The 21,851-nt window shown below is 70.1% G+C and carries 17 protein-coding genes; 14 read left to right on the forward strand and 3 right to left on the reverse strand.

The genetic code is table 11. From position 1 onward, the window contains the following. The first annotated feature begins 2 nt into the window (after nucleotides 1–2). The 12 genes from thrC to POF73_RS14805 all read left to right on the forward strand — a co-directional run bounded on the left by thrC (nucleotide 3) and on the right by POF73_RS14805 (nucleotide 14,759). Nucleotides 3–1,061: a threonine synthase gene (gene thrC, locus POF73_RS14750; protein WP_272115198.1), complete on the forward strand. Its 1,059-nt coding sequence runs from the start codon at nucleotides 3–5 to the stop codon at nucleotides 1,059–1,061. A 353-nt stretch (nucleotides 1,062–1,414) separates the two neighbouring features. Beyond that, the gene (thrB, locus tag POF73_RS14755) at nucleotides 1,415–2,332 is read left to right on the forward strand and encodes a homoserine kinase (protein WP_272115199.1); all 918 of its coding nucleotides are present in this window, start codon (nucleotides 1,415–1,417) and stop codon (nucleotides 2,330–2,332) included. Nucleotides 2,333–2,740: 408 nt separating this feature from the next. Next, a complete protein-coding gene (gene rho, locus POF73_RS14760) occupies nucleotides 2,741–4,747 on the forward strand; it encodes a transcription termination factor Rho (RefSeq protein WP_272115200.1) in 2,007 nt (668 codons plus the stop codon). 165 nt (nucleotides 4,748–4,912) lie between these two features. Continuing rightward, complete coding sequence (locus tag POF73_RS14765) at nucleotides 4,913–6,694, forward strand: trypsin-like serine protease (RefSeq protein WP_272115226.1); 1,782 nt, start codon at nucleotides 4,913–4,915, stop codon at nucleotides 6,692–6,694. 205 nt (nucleotides 6,695–6,899) lie between these two features. Continuing rightward, complete coding sequence (locus POF73_RS14770) at nucleotides 6,900–8,036, forward strand: LCP family protein (RefSeq protein WP_272115201.1); 1,137 nt, start codon at nucleotides 6,900–6,902, stop codon at nucleotides 8,034–8,036. A gap of 139 nt (nucleotides 8,037–8,175) precedes the next feature. Further along, complete coding sequence (gene rpmE / locus POF73_RS14775) at nucleotides 8,176–8,397, forward strand: 50S ribosomal protein L31 (protein WP_030740744.1); 222 nt, start codon at nucleotides 8,176–8,178, stop codon at nucleotides 8,395–8,397. A gap of 105 nt (nucleotides 8,398–8,502) precedes the next feature. Continuing rightward, nucleotides 8,503–9,579 (forward strand): peptide chain release factor 1, encoded by a 1,077-nt coding sequence (gene prfA, locus POF73_RS14780; RefSeq protein ID WP_272115202.1) that lies wholly within the window; start codon nucleotides 8,503–8,505, stop codon nucleotides 9,577–9,579. Nucleotides 9,580–9,652: 73 nt separating this feature from the next. Further along, nucleotides 9,653–10,492 (forward strand): peptide chain release factor N(5)-glutamine methyltransferase, encoded by an 840-nt coding sequence (gene prmC / locus POF73_RS14785; RefSeq protein ID WP_272115203.1) that lies wholly within the window; start codon nucleotides 9,653–9,655, stop codon nucleotides 10,490–10,492. Nucleotides 10,493–10,553: 61 nt separating this feature from the next. Continuing rightward, nucleotides 10,554–11,201 carry an L-threonylcarbamoyladenylate synthase gene (locus POF73_RS14790; protein ID WP_272115204.1) on the forward strand — a complete coding sequence of 216 codons (648 nt, stop codon included), beginning with the start codon at nucleotides 10,554–10,556 and terminating at the stop codon, nucleotides 11,199–11,201. Continuing rightward, nucleotides 11,198–11,878 (forward strand): arsenate reductase/protein-tyrosine-phosphatase family protein, encoded by a 681-nt coding sequence (locus POF73_RS14795; protein WP_272115205.1) that lies wholly within the window; start codon nucleotides 11,198–11,200, stop codon nucleotides 11,876–11,878. The genes POF73_RS14790 and POF73_RS14795 overlap by 4 nt, the downstream gene beginning before the upstream one ends. A gap of 137 nt (nucleotides 11,879–12,015) precedes the next feature. Continuing rightward, on the forward strand, nucleotides 12,016–13,254 hold the full coding sequence (gene glyA, locus POF73_RS14800) for a serine hydroxymethyltransferase (RefSeq protein WP_272115206.1): 1,239 nt from the start codon (nucleotides 12,016–12,018) through the stop codon (nucleotides 13,252–13,254). A 140-nt stretch (nucleotides 13,255–13,394) separates the two neighbouring features. Further along, nucleotides 13,395–14,759: an MraY family glycosyltransferase gene (locus tag POF73_RS14805; RefSeq protein ID WP_272115207.1), complete on the forward strand. Its 1,365-nt coding sequence runs from the start codon at nucleotides 13,395–13,397 to the stop codon at nucleotides 14,757–14,759. A 17-nt stretch (nucleotides 14,760–14,776) separates the two neighbouring features. Here POF73_RS14805 and POF73_RS14810 read toward each other — a convergent pair whose 3' ends face one another. The 3 genes from POF73_RS14810 to POF73_RS14820 are packed head-to-tail and all read right to left on the reverse strand — an operon-like array spanning nucleotide 14,777 to nucleotide 17,462. After that, on the reverse strand, nucleotides 14,777–15,922 hold the full coding sequence (locus POF73_RS14810; protein ID WP_272115208.1) for a methylmalonyl-CoA mutase family protein: 1,146 nt from the start codon (nucleotides 15,920–15,922) through the stop codon (nucleotides 14,777–14,779). Further along, nucleotides 15,919–16,590: a 4'-phosphopantetheinyl transferase family protein gene (locus tag POF73_RS14815; RefSeq protein WP_272115209.1), complete on the reverse strand. Its 672-nt coding sequence runs from the start codon at nucleotides 16,588–16,590 to the stop codon at nucleotides 15,919–15,921. Before POF73_RS14815 ends, POF73_RS14810 begins: the two co-directional genes overlap by 4 nt. Next, a complete protein-coding gene (locus POF73_RS14820) occupies nucleotides 16,587–17,462 on the reverse strand; it encodes a metallophosphoesterase family protein (RefSeq protein ID WP_272115210.1) in 876 nt (291 codons plus the stop codon). Before POF73_RS14820 ends, POF73_RS14815 begins: the two co-directional genes overlap by 4 nt. A gap of 401 nt (nucleotides 17,463–17,863) precedes the next feature. On the opposite strand from POF73_RS14820, the gene POF73_RS14825 reads away from it, so the two are divergent. Then, nucleotides 17,864–18,625, forward strand: coding sequence for a thioesterase II family protein (locus tag POF73_RS14825; RefSeq protein ID WP_272115211.1), 762 nt, complete (start codon nucleotides 17,864–17,866; stop codon nucleotides 18,623–18,625). Between the two features lie 435 nt (nucleotides 18,626–19,060). Continuing rightward, a complete protein-coding gene (locus tag POF73_RS14830) occupies nucleotides 19,061–21,850 on the forward strand; it encodes a helix-turn-helix transcriptional regulator (RefSeq protein ID WP_272115212.1) in 2,790 nt (929 codons plus the stop codon). Nucleotide 21,851: the final 1 nt, after the last annotated feature.

The raw sequence follows: 21,851 nt of genomic DNA on the forward strand, positions 1-21,851 counted from the left end.
CAATGACCCACCAGTGGCGCGGAATCATCGAGGAGTACCGGGATCGGTTGCCCGTCTCCGACACCACGCCGGTCGTGACGCTCCGCGAGGGCGGCACGCCCCTCGTGCCCGCGCAGGTGCTCTCCGAGCGCACGGGCTGCGAGGTCCACCTCAAGGTGGAGGGTGCGAACCCGACCGGGTCCTTCAAGGACCGCGGTATGACCATGGCCATCAGCAAGGCCAAGGAGGAGGGGGCGAAGGCCGTTATTTGTGCCTCCACCGGTAACACCTCCGCCTCCGCCGCCGCCTACGCCGTGCGCGCGGGCATGGTTTCGGCCGTTCTCGTCCCGCAGGGCAAGATCGCGCTCGGCAAGATGGGCCAGGCCCTCGTGCACGGCGCGAAGATCCTCCAGGTCGACGGCAACTTCGACGACTGCCTCACGCTCGCCCGTGACCTGAGCGACAACTACCCCGTGGCGCTGGTCAATTCGGTCAACCCGGTGCGCATCGAGGGGCAGAAGACGGCCGCCTTCGAGATCGTGGACATGCTCGGCGACGCCCCGGACATCCACGTCCTTCCGGTGGGCAACGCGGGCAACATCACCGCGTACTGGAAGGGGTACAAGGAGTACGCCGCCGACAGTGTCTCGACCCGGACCCCGCGCATGTGGGGCTTCCAGGCCTCCGGCTCCGCGCCCATCGTGCGCGGCGAGGTCGTCAAGGACCCGTCGACCATCGCCACCGCCATCCGTATCGGCAACCCGGCGTCCTGGCAGTACGCGCTCGCCGCGCGCGACGAGTCCGGCGGGTTCATCGACGAGGTGACGGACCGTGAAATCCTGCGCGCCTACCGGCTGTTGGCCGCTCAGGAGGGCGTCTTCGTGGAGCCCGCCTCCGCCGCGTCGGTCGCCGGTCTGCTGAAGGCCGCCGAGCAGGGCAAGGTCGACCCGGGCCAGACGATCGTGTGCACCGTCACCGGCAACGGCCTCAAGGACCCCGACTGGGCCGTCGCCGGCGCCCCGCAGCCCGTCACCGTGCCGGTCGACGCGGCCACGGCCGCCGAGCGGCTCGGGCTGGCGTAAGCGGGCCCACACCCTGGCGTAGGGCGCCCACAACCCGTCGCAGAGGGCTCGCGAACGCGAGTAAGAGGGCGCCCACCTGGGGAGCTTGCAGACGGGGGGTGCACAGGGGGCTTACGACACGCATCGTGCGCCTCCTGTGCGCCCTATGTCGCCACAGAACCTACCTTCGATAGGCTGTACTGAACCCGCCCGCCGCATATGCCTCCGCATGGGGCACGTGGCCGCGTCGTCTCCGCGGCCCGCAAGCGGCAGGGGTACGCCACCGGCCACACGGCCGGACGCGGCTCCAGGGTCCGTCGTACGTCATCGAATGTCTTCGACAATCACCGCAGCTCAAGGAGAGTCATCGAGAGATGGCCGGTCCAGCGTTCCGCGCCGCCGCCGTCCGGGTGCGCGTCCCCGCCACCAGCGCCAACCTCGGCCCGGGCTTCGACGCCCTCGGCCTGTCGCTGGGGCTCTACGACGACGTCGTCGTCCGGGTGGCCGACTCAGGGCTGCACATCGACATCGCGGGTGAGGGCAGCGAGACGCTGCCGCGTGACGAAAAGCACCTTCTCGTACGCTCCCTGCGCACCGCCTTCGACCTGCTGGGCGGCCAGCCGCGCGGACTGGAGATCGTCTGCGCCAACCGCATCCCGCACGGCCGGGGCCTCGGCTCCTCGTCGGCCGCCATCTGCGCCGGCATCGTCGCCGCACGCGCCGTGACCATAGGCGGCGAGGCCAGGCTCGACGACACGGCCCTGCTCGAACTCGCCACCGAGATCGAGGGCCACCCCGACAACGTCGCGGCCTGTCTGCTCGGCGGGTTCACCCTCTCCTGGATGGAGGCGGGTGCCGCGCGGGCGATCAGGATGGATCCAGCCGATTCCATCGTTCCGGTGGTTTTCGTGCCCGGAAAGCCGGTCCTCACCGAGACCGCGCGCGGCCTGCTCCCGCGCAGCGTTCCGCACGTTGACGCCGCCACCAACGCGGGCCGCGCCGCCCTGCTCGTCGAGGCCATGACCAGGCGCCCCGAACTGCTGCTGCCCGCCACCGAGGACCGTCTCCACCAGGAGTACCGCGCGCCCGCCATGCCCGAGAGCGCGGCACTGGTGGAGCGGCTGCGGGCCGACGGAGTCCCGGCGGTCATCTCCGGCGCGGGACCCACTGTGCTGGCACTGGCCGACGAGGACAGCGCCGACAAGGTCGCCCATCTGGCAGGCGAGGGGTGGGCCGCGAACCGGCTCGACCTCGACGCCCAGGGAGCGAGCGTGCTGCCGCTTGCGCCCTGACACACGGTTGCCGGATTTCGAGAGGGGGAATGTTTGTTGGATCCGGTAGTGTTAACCTCAAGTCTGCACCCGACCCCACCATGGCGAGGTGCTTGTTGTCCCCGTCCGGGACAGACATTCTTCCGGGAGCCTCCCAAGCCGAACTGTGTTCCGTACGACGTACGCGGGCAGTACCTCGTACACGAGCACTGAGCGACTTGCCGGGCACGCTCCGGAACCGGCGCGACCGAGCCGAGTGACACCGACACTCAGTGCCACGGTTTTGGGAAGCGCCATCACCAGATATTTCCTCCGCCACTTTGGCGGACCACCGCCCCGGCACGGTCCACACACCAGGGACCGAAGCCGGACAGCACAACCGGTCGCCGAGCCAGACAGGCCGACGTCCGCTCCAGGGAAGGACCCTTCGTGAGCGACACCACCGATCTGATGGGCGCACGTGTCGAGGAGACCGCTGCCGCGCCCGCCACGGACGCCTCCGCGCCTGCCACCGGTGCAGGCTCCCGGCGGCGCCGCGGTACCGGCCTTGAGGGCATGGTGCTGGCAGAGCTGCAGCAGGTCGCATCCGGCCTCGGCATCAGGGGCACCGCGCGCATGCGCAAGAGCCAGCTGATCGAGGTCATCAAGGAGGCGCAGGCCGGGGGAGGTGCCGCGGCTCCGAAGGCAGGGTCTTCCGCCGCCGGGGACGCCACCGAGACCAAGCCCAAGCGCCGCGCCACCTCCAAGGCTCGTACCGGCGAAGACGCCGAGAAGAAGGCGGAGAAGGCGGCTGAGGCCCCCGCCGAGAAGGCCGTGGCCCAGCAGCAGATCGAGATTCCCGGCCAGCCGGCCAGCGACGACGCGCCGGCCGAGCGCCGCCGTCGCCGCGCCACCGCCGAGGCGGGCGCCCCCGAGACGGTCGCCGCCGAGGCCAAGAGCGAGCCGAAGGCCGAGACGCCCGCGCAGTCGCAGGCCCAGCAGGGCGACGCCAAGGGTGACGCCGACGGCGGCGAGGGTCGTCGTCGTGACCGCCGTGAGCGCGGCCGCGACCGTGACCGCGGTGACCGCGGTGACCGTCGCAAGGGCGACGACCAGCAGGGCGGCGGTCGTCAGGACCGCCAGCAGGACCGTCAGCAGGGCCAGCAGGGCGGCGGCCGTCAGGACCGCCAGCGCGACAACGGCCCGCAGGACGACGACGACTTCGAGGGCGGCCGTCGTGGCCGTCGCGGGCGCTACCGCGACCGCCGGGGCCGCCGTGGCCGCGACGACGTGCAGGAGCCGCAGCTCGCCGAGGACGATGTCCTGATCCCCGTCGCGGGCATCCTGGACATCCTCGACAACTACGCCTTCATCCGTACGTCGGGCTACCTGCCCGGTCCGAACGACGTGTACGTCTCCCTCGCCCAGGTCCGCAAGAACGGCCTGCGCAAGGGCGACCACCTCACCGGTGCGGTCCGTCAGCCGAAGGAAGGCGAGCGCCGCGAGAAGTTCAACGCGCTGGTCCGCCTCGACTCCGTCAACGGCATGGCGCCCGAATCCGGGCGCGGGCGACCGGAGTTCAACAAGCTGACGCCGCTGTACCCGCAGGACCGGCTCCGCCTGGAGACCGACCCGGGCATCCTCACCACCCGCATCATCGACCTCGTCGCGCCGATCGGTAAGGGCCAGCGTGGTCTGATCGTGGCCCCGCCGAAGACCGGCAAGACCATGATCATGCAGGCGATCGCCAACGCGATCACGCACAACAACCCCGAGTGCCACCTGATGGTCGTCCTCGTCGACGAGCGTCCGGAAGAGGTCACCGACATGCAGCGGTCGGTCAAGGGCGAGGTCATCTCCTCGACCTTCGACCGCCCGGCCGAGGACCACACCACGGTCGCCGAGCTCGCCATCGAGCGCGCCAAGCGTCTGGTGGAGCTGGGCCACGACGTCGTCGTACTGCTCGACTCGATCACGCGTCTGGGCCGTGCGTACAACCTCGCCGCCCCGGCCTCCGGCCGCATCCTGTCCGGTGGTGTCGACTCGACCGCCCTGTACCCGCCGAAGCGCTTCTTCGGTGCGGCCCGCAACATCGAGGACGGCGGCTCGCTGACCATCCTCGCCACCGCTCTGGTGGACACCGGGTCCCGCATGGACGAGGTCATCTTCGAGGAGTTCAAGGGCACCGGCAACGCCGAGCTCAAGCTCGACCGGAAGCTCGCCGACAAGCGCATCTTCCCGGCGGTGGACGTGGACGCGTCCGGTACCCGTAAGGAAGAGATCCTGCTCGGCAGCGAGGAGCTGGCCGTCGTCTGGAAGCTGCGTCGGGTGCTGCACGCGCTCGACCAGCAGCAGGCGATCGAGCTGCTGCTCGACAAGATGAAGCAGACGAAGTCGAACGTCGAGTTCCTGATGCAGATCCAGAAGACGACGCCGACCCCCGGCAACGGCGACTGATCAGAAGCGATCAGCGAAAGGCCGCCCCCCGTCAGACAGTGACGGGGGGCGGCCTTTCGGCGCTGATAGGGACGGGCGCATCAGTGTGCCCCTTCCTACTCATGCATCCCTGGGGGGACCTTCTTGACCACCACTCCGTCCGGCAGCGGTCGTCACAGACGCCGGATACGTATCGGGCTGCCCGTCGCCGCCGCCGGTGTCGCCGCGGCCGTCGCCGCCGCGCTGCTGACCTCGTCCGCGGGGGCCGCCACCGCGCAGCCGAAGCCCACCGTGAAGCCCGCCACCAGTTCGGTCTCCCTGGCCGAGCTGGAGCGGCGTGTCGAGGGGGCAGTCGCCGGCGACGACGTCGCGGGGGAGACGTCGCAGAAGTCGACGTACAGCTCCGGCACCAGCAGCTCCTCCGGTGACTCCACGGTGAGCCCCATGGTCATCGGCGGCACCACCACCGGCATCACCTCCGCGCCCTGGATGGCGCAGCTCTGGTACTACGACGACAAGGGCACCACCGACGAGGCCGACGACATCGGCTTCTTCTGCGGGGGCGCCGTCGTCGCGCCGACGAAGATCCTGACCGCCGCGCACTGCGTCAAGGGCTACGACTGGTACAACTACGGCGCCGTCGTCACCGGCACCGCCCAGCTGCCGACCACCGACGACGCCGGCAACACCGACCTGCACGGCGGTACCGTCACCCTGCCGCACCGGCAGTGGAACCACCCGTCGTACAACGCGACGACGATCGACAACGACATCGCCGTCATCACGCTGGCGAACGCGGTCAAGGCGACGCCGATCCGCATGACGACGTCCGGTGACACCGCCTCGTACGCGGCCGGGACGAGCGCCAAGGTCTACGGCTGGGGCCGTACCAGCTCCACCACCCAGGACGTCTCCCAGACGCTGAAGACGGCCACGCTGCCCGTCCAGTCCGACAGCACCTGCACCGGCTACTACGGCACCGAGTTCATCAAGGGCCACATGGTCTGCGCGGGCAACCCGGCCAGCGGCAGCGACAGTGGCACCACCTCCGCCTGCAACGGCGACTCCGGCGGGCCGCTCGTCGTGAACGGGCGGATCGTCGGTGTGGTGTCCTGGGGCGTGCAGGACTGTGTCGCCGAGGGCGCGTACAGCGTGTTCTCCAAGGTCAGCAGCTATGTCGGGGCCGCCTACCCGCGGGTCGACGACACCAACGTCAGCGGTGACCACCGGGCCGACCTGTGGCTGCGCAACGCCTCCACGAAGACCGGTTACTCGAAGAACTCCAACGGCACGTCGTTCGCCGCGCGTGAGTCCTGGGGCGACTGGAACGGCGTGAACGTCGTCCTGCAGACCGACCTCGACCGGGACGGCTACCAGGACCTGGTGTACCGGCGCAGCTCCGACGGCGACATGTTCTGGGCGCACTACGTGCAGTCCAGCGGCAGTTGGGCCACCAAGCAGATCGCCGACAACTGGGCGACCCGCACCCGCATCGTCACCCCGGGTGACGTCACCGGCGACTACCTGCCCGACCTGCTCTCGGTCGACTCCGGCGGCTACCTGTGGATCTACCCGGGCCAGGGCAACGGCACGTTCGGGACCAGGGTGAAGGTCGGCTCCGGCTGGAACCAGTACAACTCCCTGCGCGGGCACGGCGACTTCACCGGTGACGGCAAGACCGACCTGATCGCGCGCCAGAGCAGCACCGGCTACGTGTACCTGTACGAGGGCACCGGCAAGTCCGGCACCGGCGCCTTCTCCACCCGGATCAAGGTGCGCACCTGGGCGAGCTACAACGGCTTCGACGCCGTCGGTGACGTCACCGGCGACGGCAAGGCCGACTTCCTGGCCCGCAACTCCTCCGGCACGCTTTACCTGTATCCGGGCACCGGAAAGGCCACGAGCGAGATCTTCAGCACACCGAAGTCCGTCGGCACCGATTTCAAGCAGTACGACATCTTCGGCTGAAACCGCAGGTGAGACGGGTATACCCGGTATCGCCGAGCCCGGACCATGCCCACCGCTCCTCGGCGGTGGGCATGGTCCGTTGTGCAACCCTTCTCCGAGTTTCCCCGTCTGACCGGACGGGGCGACGATGGTGTGGTACGGGCCAAATGGCCACGCCTGACCCTGACCGCAGGGGGTAACCGATCGGACGAGAACCGAGGAGCACATGTCCGCCGAGAGCACGCCGGAACCCGGCATACCGGGTGACACCGGCACCGCAGGTCCACGCAATCGGGCCAAGGGCCGCCGCCGCAAGCCCCGCGACAAACGCAAGGGCCTGATGATCATGGCCTGGACGGCCGCCGGTATCGTTGTCCTGGGCGGGACCGGAGCCGGGTACCTGTACTTCAAGCTCAACGGCAACATCAAGAGCGTGGACATCGACCAGGCCCTCGGCACCGACCGGCCGCAGAAGGTCGACAACGGCTCGGAGAACATCCTCGTCCTCGGCTCGGACACCCGCTCCGGCGGCAACAAGAAGCTCGGCGGAGGCACCGACGACGGCAGTGCCCGCTCGGACACGGCGATGATCGTGCACGTCTACGAGGGCCACAAGAAGGCCAGCGTGGTCTCCATTCCGCGCGACACCCTGATCGACCGCCCCGAGTGCACCGACACCAACGGCAGGACGCACCGGGCGGCGTCGGGCGTGATGTTCAACGAGTCGTACTCCACGGGCGGTGCCGCCTGCGCGGTGAAGACCGTCGAGTCGTTCAGCGGTGTCCGCATGGACCACTACCTGGAGGTCGACTTCGCCGGCTTCCAGAAGCTCATCGACGAGCTCGGCGGCGTCGAGGTCACCACCACCAAGAACATCAACGACCCCGACAGCCACCTCGACCTCAAGGCCGGCACCCACCAGCTCACCGGCAAGCAGGCGCTCGGCCTGGTCCGCACCCGGCACGGCGTCGGCGACGGCTCCGACCTCGGCCGTATCCAGCTCCAGCAGGCCTTCATCAAGGCGCTGATCAACCAGGTCAAGGACATCAACCTGTTCGGCAACCCCAAGCGGCTGTACGACCTGGCCAACACCGCCACCAAGACGGTCACCACCGACTCCGACCTCGGCTCGGTCAACAGGCTCATGTCCTTCGCGGGCGGCCTCAAGGGCATCAGTTCCAAGAACATGAACATGGTCACGATGCCGGTCCAGTACGACCCGGCGGACCCGAACCGCGTGATCGTGGCGAAGACCAAGGCCCAGCTGGTGTGGGACGCCCTGAAGGCGGACAGGGCGATCCCGAAGGCGGCGACCGAAGGCACCGCGACCGGTGATGCCAAGGGTGTCGTCAACGCCGGCTGAGGGCCCGCGGGGAATACCTGACGCCAACCCCCGGTTTTGGGGGATGGCCCCAGTCCTGGCAGACTGGTACGTCGGCCCCGGTTCACGCTCCCGCATCCCGCGGTGGCGACCCGGTGCCCTCCCGAAACTAGGAGACACCTTGAAGCGCGACATCCACCCCGCGTACGTCGAGACGCAGGTCAGCTGCACCTGTGGCGCGTCGTTCACCACCCGTAGCACGATCGAGAGCGGCACCATCCGTGCCGAGGTCTGCTCCGAGTGCCACCCGTTCTACACGGGCAAGCAGAAGATCCTCGACACCGGTGGCCGTGTGGCCCGCTTCGAGGCCCGCTTCGGCAAGGCCGCCGGCTCCAAGAAGTAGCGAGCCCCATTTCGCCGGTCCACGGTCGCGCCCTTTCACAGGCGTGCCGGGACCGGCGTTTTTGGTCGCCCGCCCTTCACAGACGTACCCACACAGGAGCCCAAGATGTTCGAGGCCGTCGAGGACCTGGTCGCTGAGCACGCCGACCTGGAGACGAAGCTCGCCGACCCGTCGGTCCATGCCGACCAGGCGAACGCGCGCAAGCTGAACAAGCGCTACGCCGAGCTCACCCCGATCGTCGCCACGTACCGCTCCTGGAAGCAGACCGGCGACGACATCGAGACGGCGAAGGAATTCGCCGCCGACGACCCGGACTTCGCCGCCGAGGTCAAGGACCTGGAGAAGCAGCGCGAGGTGCTCACCGAGAAGCTGCGCCTGCTGCTGGTCCCGCGTGACCCGAGTGACGACAAGGACGTCATTCTGGAGATCAAGGCCGGGGCCGGCGGTGACGAGTCCGCGCTCTTCGCGGGTGACCTGCTGCGCATGTATCTCCGGTACGCCGAGCGCGTCGGCTGGAAGACCGAGATCATCGACTCCACCGAGTCCGAGCTGGGCGGCTACAAGGACGTCCAGGTCGCCGTGAAGACCAAGGGCGGCCAGGGCGCCACCGAGCCCGGGCAGGGCGTCTGGGCCCGCCTGAAGTACGAGGGCGGTGTGCACCGCGTGCAGCGGGTGCCGGCGACCGAGTCCCAGGGCCGTATCCACACCTCCGCGGCCGGAGTGCTGGTCACGCCGGAGGCCGAGGAGATCGACGTCGAGATCAACCCGAACGACCTGCGCATCGACGTGTACCGGTCGTCCGGCCCGGGTGGCCAGTCCGTCAACACCACCGACTCCGCCGTGCGCATCACGCACATCCCCACCGGAGTCGTCGCCTCCTGCCAGAACGAGAAGAGCCAGCTGCAGAACAAGGAGCAGGCGATGCGTATCCTGCGCTCCAGGCTGCTCGCCGCGGCGCAGGAGGAGGCGGAGAAGGAGGCCGCCGACGCCCGCCGCAGCCAGGTCCGCACCGTCGACCGCTCCGAGAAGATCCGCACCTACAACTTCCCGGAGAATCGCATCTCGGACCACCGTGTCGGCTTCAAGGCGTACAACTTGGACCAGGTCCTGGACGGCGACCTCGACTCGGTGATCCAGGCCTGCGTCGACGCGGACTCGGCCGCCAAGCTCGCAGCCGCGTAAGGGACGTACGAGCAAGTACCGGAGGACATGCGTGCAGCCAACATTTGGGGGGCGACCCTCAAGCCCCCGCAGCGTGCTGCTCGCTGAGGTAGCCCAGGCCACCCAGCGGCTGGCCGACGCCGGCGTGCCCTCGCCGCGCAACGACGCGGAGGAGCTCGCCGCGTTCGTGCACGGCGTGAAGCGGGGCGAGCTGCACTCCGTGCAGGACGCGGACTTCGACGCCCGCTACTGGGAGGTCATCGCCCGCCGCGAACAGCGCGAGCCGTTGCAGCACATCACCGGGCGGGCCTACTTCCGGTACCTCGAACTCCAGGTGGGGCCGGGCGTGTTCGTGCCCCGCCCCGAGACCGAGTCGGTGGTCGGCTGGGCCATAGACGCCGTGCGCGCGATGGACGTCGTCGAGCCCTGCATCGTCGACCTGTGCACCGGCTCCGGCGCCATCGCGCTCGCCCTCGCCCAGGAGGTCCCGCGCTCCCGCGTGCACGCCGTGGAGCTGTCCGAGGACGCCCTGCAGTGGACGCGCAAGAACGTGGAGGGGTCCAGGGTCGACCTGCGGCAGGGCAACGCCCTGGACGCCTTCCCCGACCTCGACGGCCAGGTCGACCTGGTCATCTCCAACCCGCCCTACATCCCGCTGACCGAATGGGAGTACGTGGCTCCCGAGGCGCGGGACTACGATCCCGAACTCGCCCTGTTCTCCGGTGAGGACGGGCTCGACCTCATCCGTGGCCTGGAGCGGACCGCACACCGTCTCCTGCGCCCCGGCGGGGTCGTCGTCATCGAGCACGCCGACACCCAGGGCGGGCAGGTGCCGTGGATCTTCACCGAGGAGCGGGGCTGGGCCGACGCGGCCGACCATCCCGACCTCAACAACCGTCCCAGGTTCGCGACCGCCCGCAAGGCGCTGCCGTGACCGCCCCGCAGACTTCGATCCCGCAGTACGTGTACTTCGTGTACGAGGAGGCCCGCTAGACATGGCACGGCGATACGACACAAACGACGCGACGGACCGTACGACGGGCCTGCGCGAAGCCGCGTCCGCCGTCCGCCGGGGCGAGCTCGTGGTCCTCCCGACCGACACGGTGTACGGCATCGGCGCCGACGCGTTCGCCAAGGAGGCCGTAGGCGATCTGCTGGAGGCCAAGGGACGGGGCCGCAACATGCCCACACCGGTCCTGATCGGCTCCCCGAACACGCTCCACGGTCTCGTCACCGACTTCTCCGAGCTGGCCTGGGAGCTGGTCGACGCGTTCTGGCCGGGCGCGCTGACCCTGGTGGCCAAGCACCAGCCGTCGCTGCAGTGGGACCTGGGCGACACCCGGGGCACGGTTGCCGTGCGCATGCCACTGCACCCGGTCGCCATCGAGCTGCTCACGGAGGTCGGCCCGATGGCGGTGTCGTCGGCCAACCTCACGGGGCACCCTGCGCCGGAGGACTGCGACTCCGCGCAGGAGATGCTCGGCGACTCGGTCTCCGTCTACCTGGACGGCGGCCCGACCCCCGGCAACGTCCCGTCGTCGATCGTCGACGTCACCCGCGAGATCCCGCTCCTGCTGCGCGCCGGCGCCATCTCGGCGGAGGAGCTGCGGAAGGTCGTACCCGACCTTGAGGTGGCGAATTGACAGCCCCCAACGCGGGGCGTGGCATAGGCAACGGGGAAAGCGCGGCGGAGATCACCACGACATTCGTCGGACTCCCGCGCGACAGCTTCCGCATCCTCCACGTCAGCACCGGCAATGTGTGCCGCTCACCGATCACCGAGCGGCTGACCCGTCATTTCGTGACGCAGCGCCTCGGTGTGCTCGGCGGCGGGCTGATCGTGGAGAGCGCGGGCACCTGGGGCCACGAGGGCGCGCCCATGGAATCCAACGCGGAGACCGTCCTCGCCGACTTCGGCGCGGACGCCTCCGGCTTCGTCGGCCGCGAGCTCCTCGACGAGCACGTCATCCGTGCCGACCTGGTCCTCACGGCCACCCGCGACCATCGCGCCCAGGTCATCTCCATGGGCCATTCCGCGGGCCTGCGCACCTTCACCCTCAAGGAGTTCACCCGCCTGGTGAAGGCGATAGACCCCGCGACGCTGCCTCCCCTGGAGGACGGCGTGGTGTTCCGCGCACGCGCCCTGGTCCGCGCGGCCGCGGCTCTACGCGGGTGGCTCCTGGCTCCGACGGCGGAGGCGGACGAGGTGTACGACCCGTACGGGGCGCCCCTGACGTTCTTCCGGTCGATCGGGGACGAGATACACCAGGCGCTGGATCCGGTCGTCACAGCGCTCACCGGAGTACCCGCGAGGGCGTAACAACCGGGCGCCCCTGCCGCCCCGGGCCTACATTGGACGTACGTCACCACGGCTCGTGAGCTGAAGGGGTGCGCCGGTGCCCCGGGCACCCCGCAGGCGAGCGGGCCATCAGAAGCGTCGCACGCCCGGAGCCCACCATGGCGGTCACCCGTACCCTCGCGGCCGATGTCCTGCGCGGCCAGGACCCGCAGCTCGCCGACATCCTGCTCGGTGAGCTGGACCGGCAGTCGACGACGCTCCAGCTCATCGCCGCCGAGAACTTCACGTCCCCCGCGGTGCTGGCGGCCCTCGGATCGCCGCTGGCCAACAAGTACGCGGAGGGCTACCCGGGCGCCCGGCACCACGGCGGGTGCGAGATGGTCGACGTCGCCGAACGGCTCGCCGTGGAACGCGCCAAGACGCTCTTCGGGGCCGAGCACGCCAATGTGCAGTCCCACTCCGGCTCCTCGGCCGTCCTCGCCGCGTACGCCGCCCTGCTGCGCCCCGGCGACACCGTCCTCGCCCTCGGACTGCCGTACGGCGGCCACCTCACGCACGGCTCGCCGGCCAACTTCTCCGGCCGCTGGTTCGACTTCGTCCCCTACGGCGTCGACGCGGAGACCGGGCTCATCGACCACGACCAGGTGCGCACCCTGGCCCGGGGGCACCGGCCCAAGGCGATCGTGTGCGGGTCCATCGCCTACCCGCGCCACATCGACTACGCCTTCTTCCGCGAGCTCGCCGACGAGGTCGGGGCGTACCTCATCGCCGACGCCGCCCACCCGATGGGGCTCGTCGCCGGGGGAGCGGCGCCGAGCCCGGTGCCGTTCGCCGATGTGGTGTGCGCCACTACCCACAAGGTGCTCAGAGGCCCACGCGGCGGCATGATCCTGTGCGGCGCGGACCTCGCCGAGCGCGTCGATCGCGCCGTTTTCCCCTTCACCCAGGGCGGCGCCCAGATGCACGCCATCGCCGCCAAGGCCGTGGCGTTCGGTGAGGCGGCAACACCGGAGTTCGCAGCGTACGCCCATCAGGTGGTCGCCAACGCGAGAACCCTGGCGGCCGGGCTGGCGGCGGAGGGACTGGTCGTCACCACGGGCGGCACCGACACCCACCTCATCACCGCCGACCCGGCTCCGCTCGGCGTAGACGGCCGCACGGCGCGTGGGCGGCTCGCGGCGGCCGGGATCGTGCTGGACTGCTGCGCGCTGCCGCACGGCGACGCCCGTGGCCTGCGCCTGGGCACGGCGGCCGTGACCACGCAGGGCATGGGGGAGGAGGAGATGGTGTGGCTGGCCGCGCTGGTCGGGGGCGTGCTCAGGGAGGAGACCGAAAGTCCGAAGGCTCGTGAAGAAGTGCGGGAGCTGGCCGGTAGATTTCCGCCGTATCCCGGCTGAGGCGGGGTAGACGCACCCGCATACACAGCCACGCATGCAACCATCGTCGCTACCCGGAAGTCCCCACACATATGCGTCGTGTGTGTGTACGTCGCTAGGGTGTGGGGCTGAGATGGCCAGCGAGACTTGTGGGGAAGCCCGTGCGTGAATACCTGCTGACGCTCTGCATCACGGCCGCGGTGACGTATCTGCTGACAGGGCCGGTACGTAAGTTCGCGATCGTGGCCGGAGCGATGCCGGAGATCCGGGCACGTGACGTGCACCGGGAGCCCACTCCGCGGCTCGGCGGGATCGCGATGTTCTTCGGCCTGTGTGCGGGGTTGCTGGTCGCCGACCACCTCACGAACCTCAGTAGTGTCTTCGAGAACTCCAACGAACCGCGGGCGCTGCTCTCCGGAGCGGCGCTCATCTGGCTGATCGGCGTCCTGGACGACAAGTTCGAGATCGACGCCCTGATCAAGCTGGGCGGCCAGATGATCGCCGCCGGCGTCATGGTCATGCAGGGTCTGACGATCCTGTGGCTGCCGATCCCGGGCCTCGGCAACGTGGCGCTGACCCAGTGGCAGGGCACCCTGCTCACCGTCGCCCTGGTCGTCATCACCATCAACGCGGTCAACTTCGTCGACGGACTGGACGGCCTCGCGGCCGGCATGGTCTGCATCGCCTCGGCCGCGTTCTTCCTCTACGCCTACCGGGTCTGGGTGTCGTACGGCATCGAGGCCGCCGCTCCGGCCACGCTGTTCGCGGCGATCCTGATGGGCATGTGCCTGGGCTTCCTGCCGCACAACATGCACCCGGCGCGGATCTTCATGGGCGACTCCGGCTCGATGCTCATCGGCCTGGTCCTGGCGGCGGGCGCGATCTCCATCACCGGCCAGGTCGACCCGGACGCGCTGAAGCTGTTCGCGGGTTCGGAGAAGGCTGCGGTGCACCAGACGGTCCCGGTCTACATCCCGCTCCTCCTCCCCCTGACGATCATCGCGATCCCGGCCGCCGACCTGATCCTCGCGATCGTGCGCCGCACCTGGCGCGGCCAGTCGCCGTTCGCCGCCGACCGCGGCCACCTGCACCACCGCCTCCTGGAGATCGGCCACTCGCACAGCCGCGCGGTGCTGATCATGTACTTCTGGTCGGCCCTGATCGCGTTCGGAGCGCTCGCGTACTCGGTCAACTCGGCGTCGATGTGGATCGTGCTGGGCGTGGTGTTCTTGAGCGCCATCGGGCTCCTCCTGCTCCTCATGCCCCGCTTCACGCCCCGCGCCCCGCGCTGGGCCGAGGCCTTCGTGCCGCCGCGCTACCGGCGTGGCCGGGCGGCCGGGATCGGTGCCCTGCCGGCCCGGGAAGGTGTTCCGGTGGCCTCCGGCGGACCCGTGCCCCCGGCGGCCGACGGGACCGCCGGGGTGGTCGCGGCACGCGAGCCGGGCGTCGCCCGCAAGCTGAACGGCGCCACCGCCCTCTCCGACCACTCCACCCGGCTGCGGACGCACGAGCACGAGCGGGCGTAGCGGCCGGTCGCCGGGGGTCAGTGGAGGGTGGCCTGCGGGTGCGGGCCCCAGGCGGTGCGCAGTACGGCGCTGACCTCGCCCACCGTGGCCCTGGCCGCCAGGGCCTCCTTCATGGGGTGAAGAACGTTGTCGTCGCTCTGCGCGGCCTTCCCCAGCCGTACCAGGGCTTCGTCGACGGCGGCCTCGACGCGCCAGGCGCGCAGCTTGGCCAGTTGCTCGGTCTGGCGGGCCCGCAGGACGGCGGAGCCCAGGTGCGGCCGGGGCGGCGGCCGGTTCTCGAAGCGTCGGCCGAGCTGTGTGCCGCCCAGGCCACGCTCGACGACCGCGAGCGCTCCGCCCAGTCGCTCCAGCCGCTCCAGCAGGGCGAGTGCCTCGGTCTCCAAGCCCGCCGTGCGAGGCCGCCGCCGATCCGGGGGAGTGGCCGTGCCACCCCGCGGCTCCTGGACGTACAGGCGTGGTACGTCCACGTTCGCCGCGAACCGCTCGTTGGCCGTCCGCGTCCACACTCGGCGCACCGCACGCAGCTTCGCCCGGGTCTCGGGGCCGGTGGCGCCCTTGGCCAGACAGAGGGTCAGCCTGGGCACGACCACACTCGCGTCCAGGCCGGGGCCCGCGGCGGCCGCGTGCAGGTACTCCATGCCGCAGGCGACGGCGAAAGCGACCTCCAGCGCCGGATCCGCGCCCGGCCCCGCCAGCTGGTGGCCGCAGACGGACAGGCACTGCCAGCGGGGCAGCTCGGCCACGCCGTACGCGAGGACGTCCATGGCCAGCCGCAGCAGGGGGCGCAGCTGGAGTCCGCCGAGTCCGCCCGTGAGGAAGCTCCGGAAGGCGTCGTTGCGCACCGCCCCGGCCAACCGGCGGGGCGGTGTCCCATGCTCCTCCGCGACGAGCCGGCACAGCACCAGGAGGGGGGCCGCCGCGGCGTCGGCCGCCAGCGTGGGGCGCACCCGGTCCAGAGGGAGCCCGTTGAAGAGCACACGCATGTCGTCGATGGAGTCGACGGGGACCCCGCAGCGGCCGACCAGCCCCCGCGCCTGGGGCGCATCGGAGTCGAGGCCGGCCCGCGTGGGCAGGTCGAAGCCGATCGGTACGATCCTGGCGCCGTCGGCCACCAGCTGCCGGCACGTGGCGTTGGCCTGCGTCGCGGTCCCGGAGACGGTCATGCGGGGGGCCGTCGCTCGACCACGACCGACGTGATGACGATGCCGTGACCCACGGCCCAGCGGCCGTCGAGGTCGCACATGGAGGGCTCTGCGGCACGCAGGGTGCTGGGGAGCACCCGGCCGTGGAAGGTGCCCCGCACCGGGTCGACGTCGATCAGGACGTGCTCGAAGCCCAGGGGCCGCGAGGTCGCCGGGAACCACGCCTTGTAGATGCTTTCCTTGGCGCTGAACAGCAGTTTGTCCCAGTTGGCGGTGGGATACCGCGCCGCGTGCTGCTTGACCTGCACCTGCTCGGCAGGCAGTGCCACGGCTTCCAGGACGCCCTCCGGGAGCGGTACGTCGGGCTCCGCGTCGATGCCCAGGGCCGTGATGCCGGAGGTACGGGCGACAGCGGCGGCGCGGTAGCCGGCGCAGTGGGTGATCGCTCCGCAGACCCCGGCGGGCCAGCGCGGCGCGCCCTGCGGTGTGGCGAGGAGCGGTCCTGCCGGGATGCCGCCGAGGGCGGCCACCGCCCGGCGTGCGCAGTGGCGGCCTGTGGCGAACTCCTGCCGGCGGGTCTCCACGGAGTCCCGGACGAGGGCGGCTTCCTCTGGGTGCAGGGAGCCGACGGGGACGTCGCCGAACATCTCGTGGACCGCTGCTGCGGAAGGGAGAATCCGTTCGATCACCGGTCCGCACCGCCGACGCGTGCCGGTGCCTGAGCCAGCACATCGACGGGCCAGTGCGGCTTGCGCCGGGGCCACCGCTGCCATTCCCGCGGATAGCCGAGGGACGCCTCGTGGTGGGGCACGCCCTGCCAGTGGATCACCCGCGGGATGTGCAGATGGCCGTAGACCACGGCGGCCGCCCGGTATCGCACGGGCCAGTCCGCCGTCGCCGTCGTGCCGCACCACAGGGCGAACTCGGGGTGGCGCAGGGCGCGGGTGGGTTCCCGGACGAGCGGGAAATGGTTGAGAAGAACGGTGGGTGGGCCGTCCACGAGGGCGTCGAGCCGGACTCGGGTCTCGGCGATCCGGGCCCGGCACCAGGCCTCACGACTCGGCCAGGGATCCGGGTCGAGCAGGAACTCGTCCGTGCAGATCACCCCGGCTTCGTCGGCGAGGCGCAGCGCGTGGCTCTTGGACCAGGCCGCCGGTGGCAGGAAGCTGTAGTCGTAGAGGAGGAAGAGCGGGACGACGGTCACCGGGCCGCCCCGGCCGTGCCAGACGGGGTAGGGGTCCTCGGGCGTGACGACGCCCAGGTCACGGCAGCGCTCCACCAGATGCCGGTACTTGGCTTCACCGCGCAGGTCCTCGGGGTCACCCGGCGCGGTCCACAGTTCGTGGTTGCCGGGGGTCCACACGACCTTGGCGAACCGGTCGCGCAGCAGGGACAGCGCCCACGTGATGTCGGCCACGCTCTCGCCCACGTCCCCGGCGACCAGCAGCCAGTCCTCGTCGGAGTCCGGGCGGAGCCGCTCGACGATCTCCCTGTTCTGCTCGTGGCGGACATGGATGTCGCTGACGGCGAGAAGTCGGCCAGCATGTCGATTCCGGCTCAACTCTGCCCTCCCCGGCCCCGGGCCGCCGGTCCGAGGCGGCTTCGTGTCCCACAGCCTGATCCACTGCCCTGGCTGGTGGAACCCCTAACCCGCACCCCGACCGCCGGTGGGAAGGGGGCAGTTGCCCACCGGTGGGCCTGACTGGCGAGCAGTGGTGGCCGGCGCGGGTGTCGCGACGTCCTTGTGCTGCGCCTGTCACCGGCGAAACAGCGCCGAGTCATCGGACGCCGCTGCCACTACCGAAGAAGGGCCAGTTGGGGCAACGTTTCTGACTGACTACTAGGGGGGTGCGCGTGGGATTAGGGGTTGTGGGGTGACTAAGGGGTCACGAAGCATGATGGGCGAGACGACAGGGCCCAGGAGGTTGCAGTCCGACGGCCGCCTGTAGCACGAAAGGTTCAATGGTGAGTGCCAACCGCGTTGACGAGACCCTGTGGATTCGCCGGTTCCATCCGGCGGCCTCTGCGGCCACCAGGCTCGTCTGCCTCCCACACGCTGGTGGATCCGCCCCCTACTTCCTTCCGGTCTCCAAGGCGCTCGCCCCGGAGGTCGACGTTCTCGCTGTCCAGTACCCGGGACGGCAGGACCGCCGGCAGGAGCGGTGCATCGACAACATTCCCGAACTGGCCGATGCCGTGACGGCCGAACTGCTGCCACTGGCGGACCGGCCGCTGGTGCTGTTCGGCCACAGCATGGGAGCCAGCCTCGCGTTCGAGGTGGGTATTCGGCTGGAGAAGGCGGGGACCGTGCCCCTGGCGCTGTTCGCCTCCGGTCGCCGGGCTCCTTCGCGCTACCGTGAGGAGAGCGTGCATCTCCGCAGTGACGACGAGATCATCGCCGAGCTCAGAGCGCTGAGCGGGACGCGGTCCGAGGTGCTGGCCGACGAGGAGATCCTGCGCATGGCGCTGCCGGCCATTCGCGGCGACTACAAGGCGGCCGAGACGTACCGCCACACTGACGGGGTGCGGCTCGCGGCGCCGATTCATGTCCACTACGGGGTGGACGACCCGCGGGTCAGCCTCGACGAGGCGCAGGCCTGGGCGGATCACACGAGCGGCCACTTTGAGCTCCAGACCTACCCCGGCGGGCATTTCTACCTCAATGAGCAGGCGCCCCGTGTCATCGAGGCGATCGCCCGGGTGACGTCCACCGTCACGTCGTAGAACCGAGGGCCTGCCCGGCCCTTTGGGAAATTCGGTACAGGGCCCGGCCGCCGGGCCCTGGCGAGCCCCGTTCAAAGTCGAGCGGTGGATACTGCGGCGACCATCCGTGGGCCGAGTTCCTTTTCACACCAAGAATTAATCCGCTCCTTACGCGACCCTTATTTATTCCTCCTGTCCGGGAGTTTGCGGCAGACTGTCTGACTCGCCCTGACCTGCGCGGAGTCGACGGCGGGGTGATTTCTGTCCATGTCTGTCCCAATATTTTTTGAAGTTGACACCTCCACTGGACTGGTGTTTGAATTATGTGGGTTTTTGGTGCGTATGGCGCGGTTAAGGGTCAATCGGGGAAACTGCGCGTGGGGTTCTGAGTTTTCTTCCCTCATGCGCGTGGCCATGTACTCTTGGCCGGACTGATAACGGGGTGTTTCGGCATTTATGGTCCTGGTAGGGAGAGTTCAGAAAAAAGATCGACTCGAAGCGGTCTTTTCGTTCGTTCGGTCATCCGGAATGGCGAGAACCGTGCTGGTCGAGGCGGCCGCGGGCTGTGGAAAGACTGAGCTCCTGGAAGGGCTCGTGCGGCATGTCGAGTCACTCGGTCTGACGGTTCTGCATACCAGTGCGATCGCAGAGGAGAGAAATACCCCTCTCAGTGTGCTTCGCGGTCTCGTCAATAGTTCCTCCTTTCCCGACGAGCTGGTGCGGCGATTTCACACGATGGGTGATGCCGCGGTGCACGGGGCTTCTGCGGGAGCAGGGGGTGAGGTACGGCGCGACGCCGCCTGGTACGAGCTGATGCGGACGTTCTGTGCCGGGGTTCGCGCACTCGCACGGCGGGAGCCCCTCGTGGTGGCGGTCGACGACATCCAGCACGGCGACACCGACTCCCTGCGCCAGTTGCTCCATCTGGCCCGGCACTGCTGCAACGTGCCGTTACTGCTGGTGCTCACGCAACCGCTCGTCGGGAGCCCGGCGGACGGAGCCTTCGGCGCGCAGTTGCTGAGGCAGCCCCACCTGGAGCGCATCCGGCTGCCGGCGCTCGGCCCGGAGGACGTCGCCGGCTTCCTTGCCGAACTGGGGTACGCGGGGGTCGGTACCGACATGGCGGAGCACTGTTTCGCGGTCAGTGGCGGCAACCCCTTACTGCTGCGGGCGCTGCTGCAGGACGCCGGCCTGGAGCCGGGCGACCCGACGGGCGGCCGGGGGCTCAGGGTCGGGCAGGCGTACGGCAGGGCCGTCCTCACCTGCCTGGATCGCAGCGGTGAGAAGGTGTACGACGTTGCCGCCGGACTGGCCGTGCTCGGCGGAGCGTTCACCCATGAACGGCTCTCCCGGCTGCTGGACATCTCCGCCGCCGAACTCACCGAGAACCTCCAGGCCCTGCAAGGCACGGGCATTGTGGCCGGTACGTCCTTCCAGCACCCGGCGGCAGAGGAGGCGGTCCTGGACTCGCTGGAGCCCTCGCACCGGCTCCGTCTGCACCAGCGGGCCGCGGAGCTGTTGCACACCTTCGGGGCTTCGTCGGCGCTGGTGGCCGAACACCTCCAAGAGGCCGGGCAGTTGAAGGACCCCTGGACGGTCGGCGTCCTTCAACAGGCCGCCGAACAGGCTCTCTCGGAAGACCGCGCGTGCCGTGCCGTGGCCTATCTCGAACTGGCGCACACCGCGTGCGAGGACCCGCTGCGGCGCGCCGAGATCAAGATCAGGCTCGGCTCGGTGACCCGGCGGATCAGCGTCGCCGACGCCGAGCGTCATGTCGGCGACGTGCTCCAGGCGCTCCGGGCGGGCTGGCTCGACCCGGCGGACGCGGGCGGCCTCGGCGAGCTGTTGCTGGCCCACGGACGACTGGAGCACGCGCGCGTTCTGCTGGACCCGCAGGAGCCCGACCCCGACGATGGAACCCGGGCCCGCCCGCGGACCACGGAGTCGCGCGAGGGCTTTCTGCGCCGCAGGCTCTGGGGCGCCGGGTCACGGTCGTCCCGGCTCGACAGCCCGGGAACCGGCAGCCCGCCCGTCGGCCGAGCGGGCAGGGGCATCCTCGCGGGGTTCAGTGGCGAGCACTCCGGCCGGCGGTCCCAGCACATCGCGAGCGCAGAGGGATTCCTGGAGATCACGCAGCTGACCGACACCACGTTCGACCCCGTGGTCGACGCCATCTGGACACTGGTCGGCCTCGGAGCCGTGGAGCGTGCCCTGCACTGGTGCGACACCTTCCTGCGGGAGTCGGCGGCGCGGAACGCGCCCGGCTGGGAGGCGGTCATCGCCGCCGTGCGCTCCGAAGCGGCCCTGCACGGCGGTGACCTGGCCGGGGCCGAGCGTGATGCGCGCCGCTCTCTGGCGCTGCTGCCCGAGCGCCACCGGTCGGCCTTCGAGGCAGCGGTGGTCGCCCGGCTGGTGACGGTGCAGGTCGCCCGGGGAAACCACCGGGAGGCGGCCCGGCTGTTGAGCCGCCCGGCGGCGGACTACTTGCCGGACACCTTCCACTGGCTCTTCTACCTTCGGGCCCGCGGGCTGTACTACCTGGCCACCCGGCAGTACGACTCGGCGCTGTGGGACTTCCAGGAGATCGGCCGCGTCGCGGGGCGGTGGGGCACGGACTGGCCTTCCCTGCTGCCCTGGCGCACGGACAAGGCGGAGGTGCTGCTGCGGCTGGGGGAGCGGGAACAGGGGCAGCGGCTGGCCGCCGAGCAGCTGGCCCTGACCCAGAACGGCGCACCGCGCATCCGCGGTATCTCACTGCGTGTCCAGGGCCTCGCCTCGGAGCCCGGCGCCCGGCTCTCCCTGCTCAAGCGGGCGGTGGTGGAGCTGAACCGGGCCGACGACCCGCTGGAGCTCTCCCGGGCCGTGTTCGACCTGTCCCACGCCCACCGGCAGTCCGGGCAGACCCGGCAGGCGGTGTCGGCCCTGCGCCAGGCCCGGCAACTGGCCAAGAGCTGCGGGGTGCCACCGCCCCGGGACCCGATCGGATCGCCCGACGCCGCCGGGGCAGCAGTGGAGCCGTCCGTCGCGAAGGAACCCGAGCGGCACGTCCGCTGGGAACACCTCAGCGAGTCCGAACGCCGGGTGGCGGCTCTGGCCGCCCGCGGGCACACGAACCGGGAGATCTCGGGACGGCTGCACATCACCATGAGCACGGTGGAGCAGCATCTGACACGTGTATACCGAAAACTTGAAATAAATGGGCGTGACGAATTGATGTCCGAGGCGTGGGCCGGTGTCAAAGTCTGAG

This window comes from Streptomyces sp. HD, from assembly GCF_028369295.1.
In the GTDB taxonomy this organism is placed as follows: domain Bacteria; phylum Actinomycetota; class Actinomycetes; order Streptomycetales; family Streptomycetaceae; genus Streptomyces.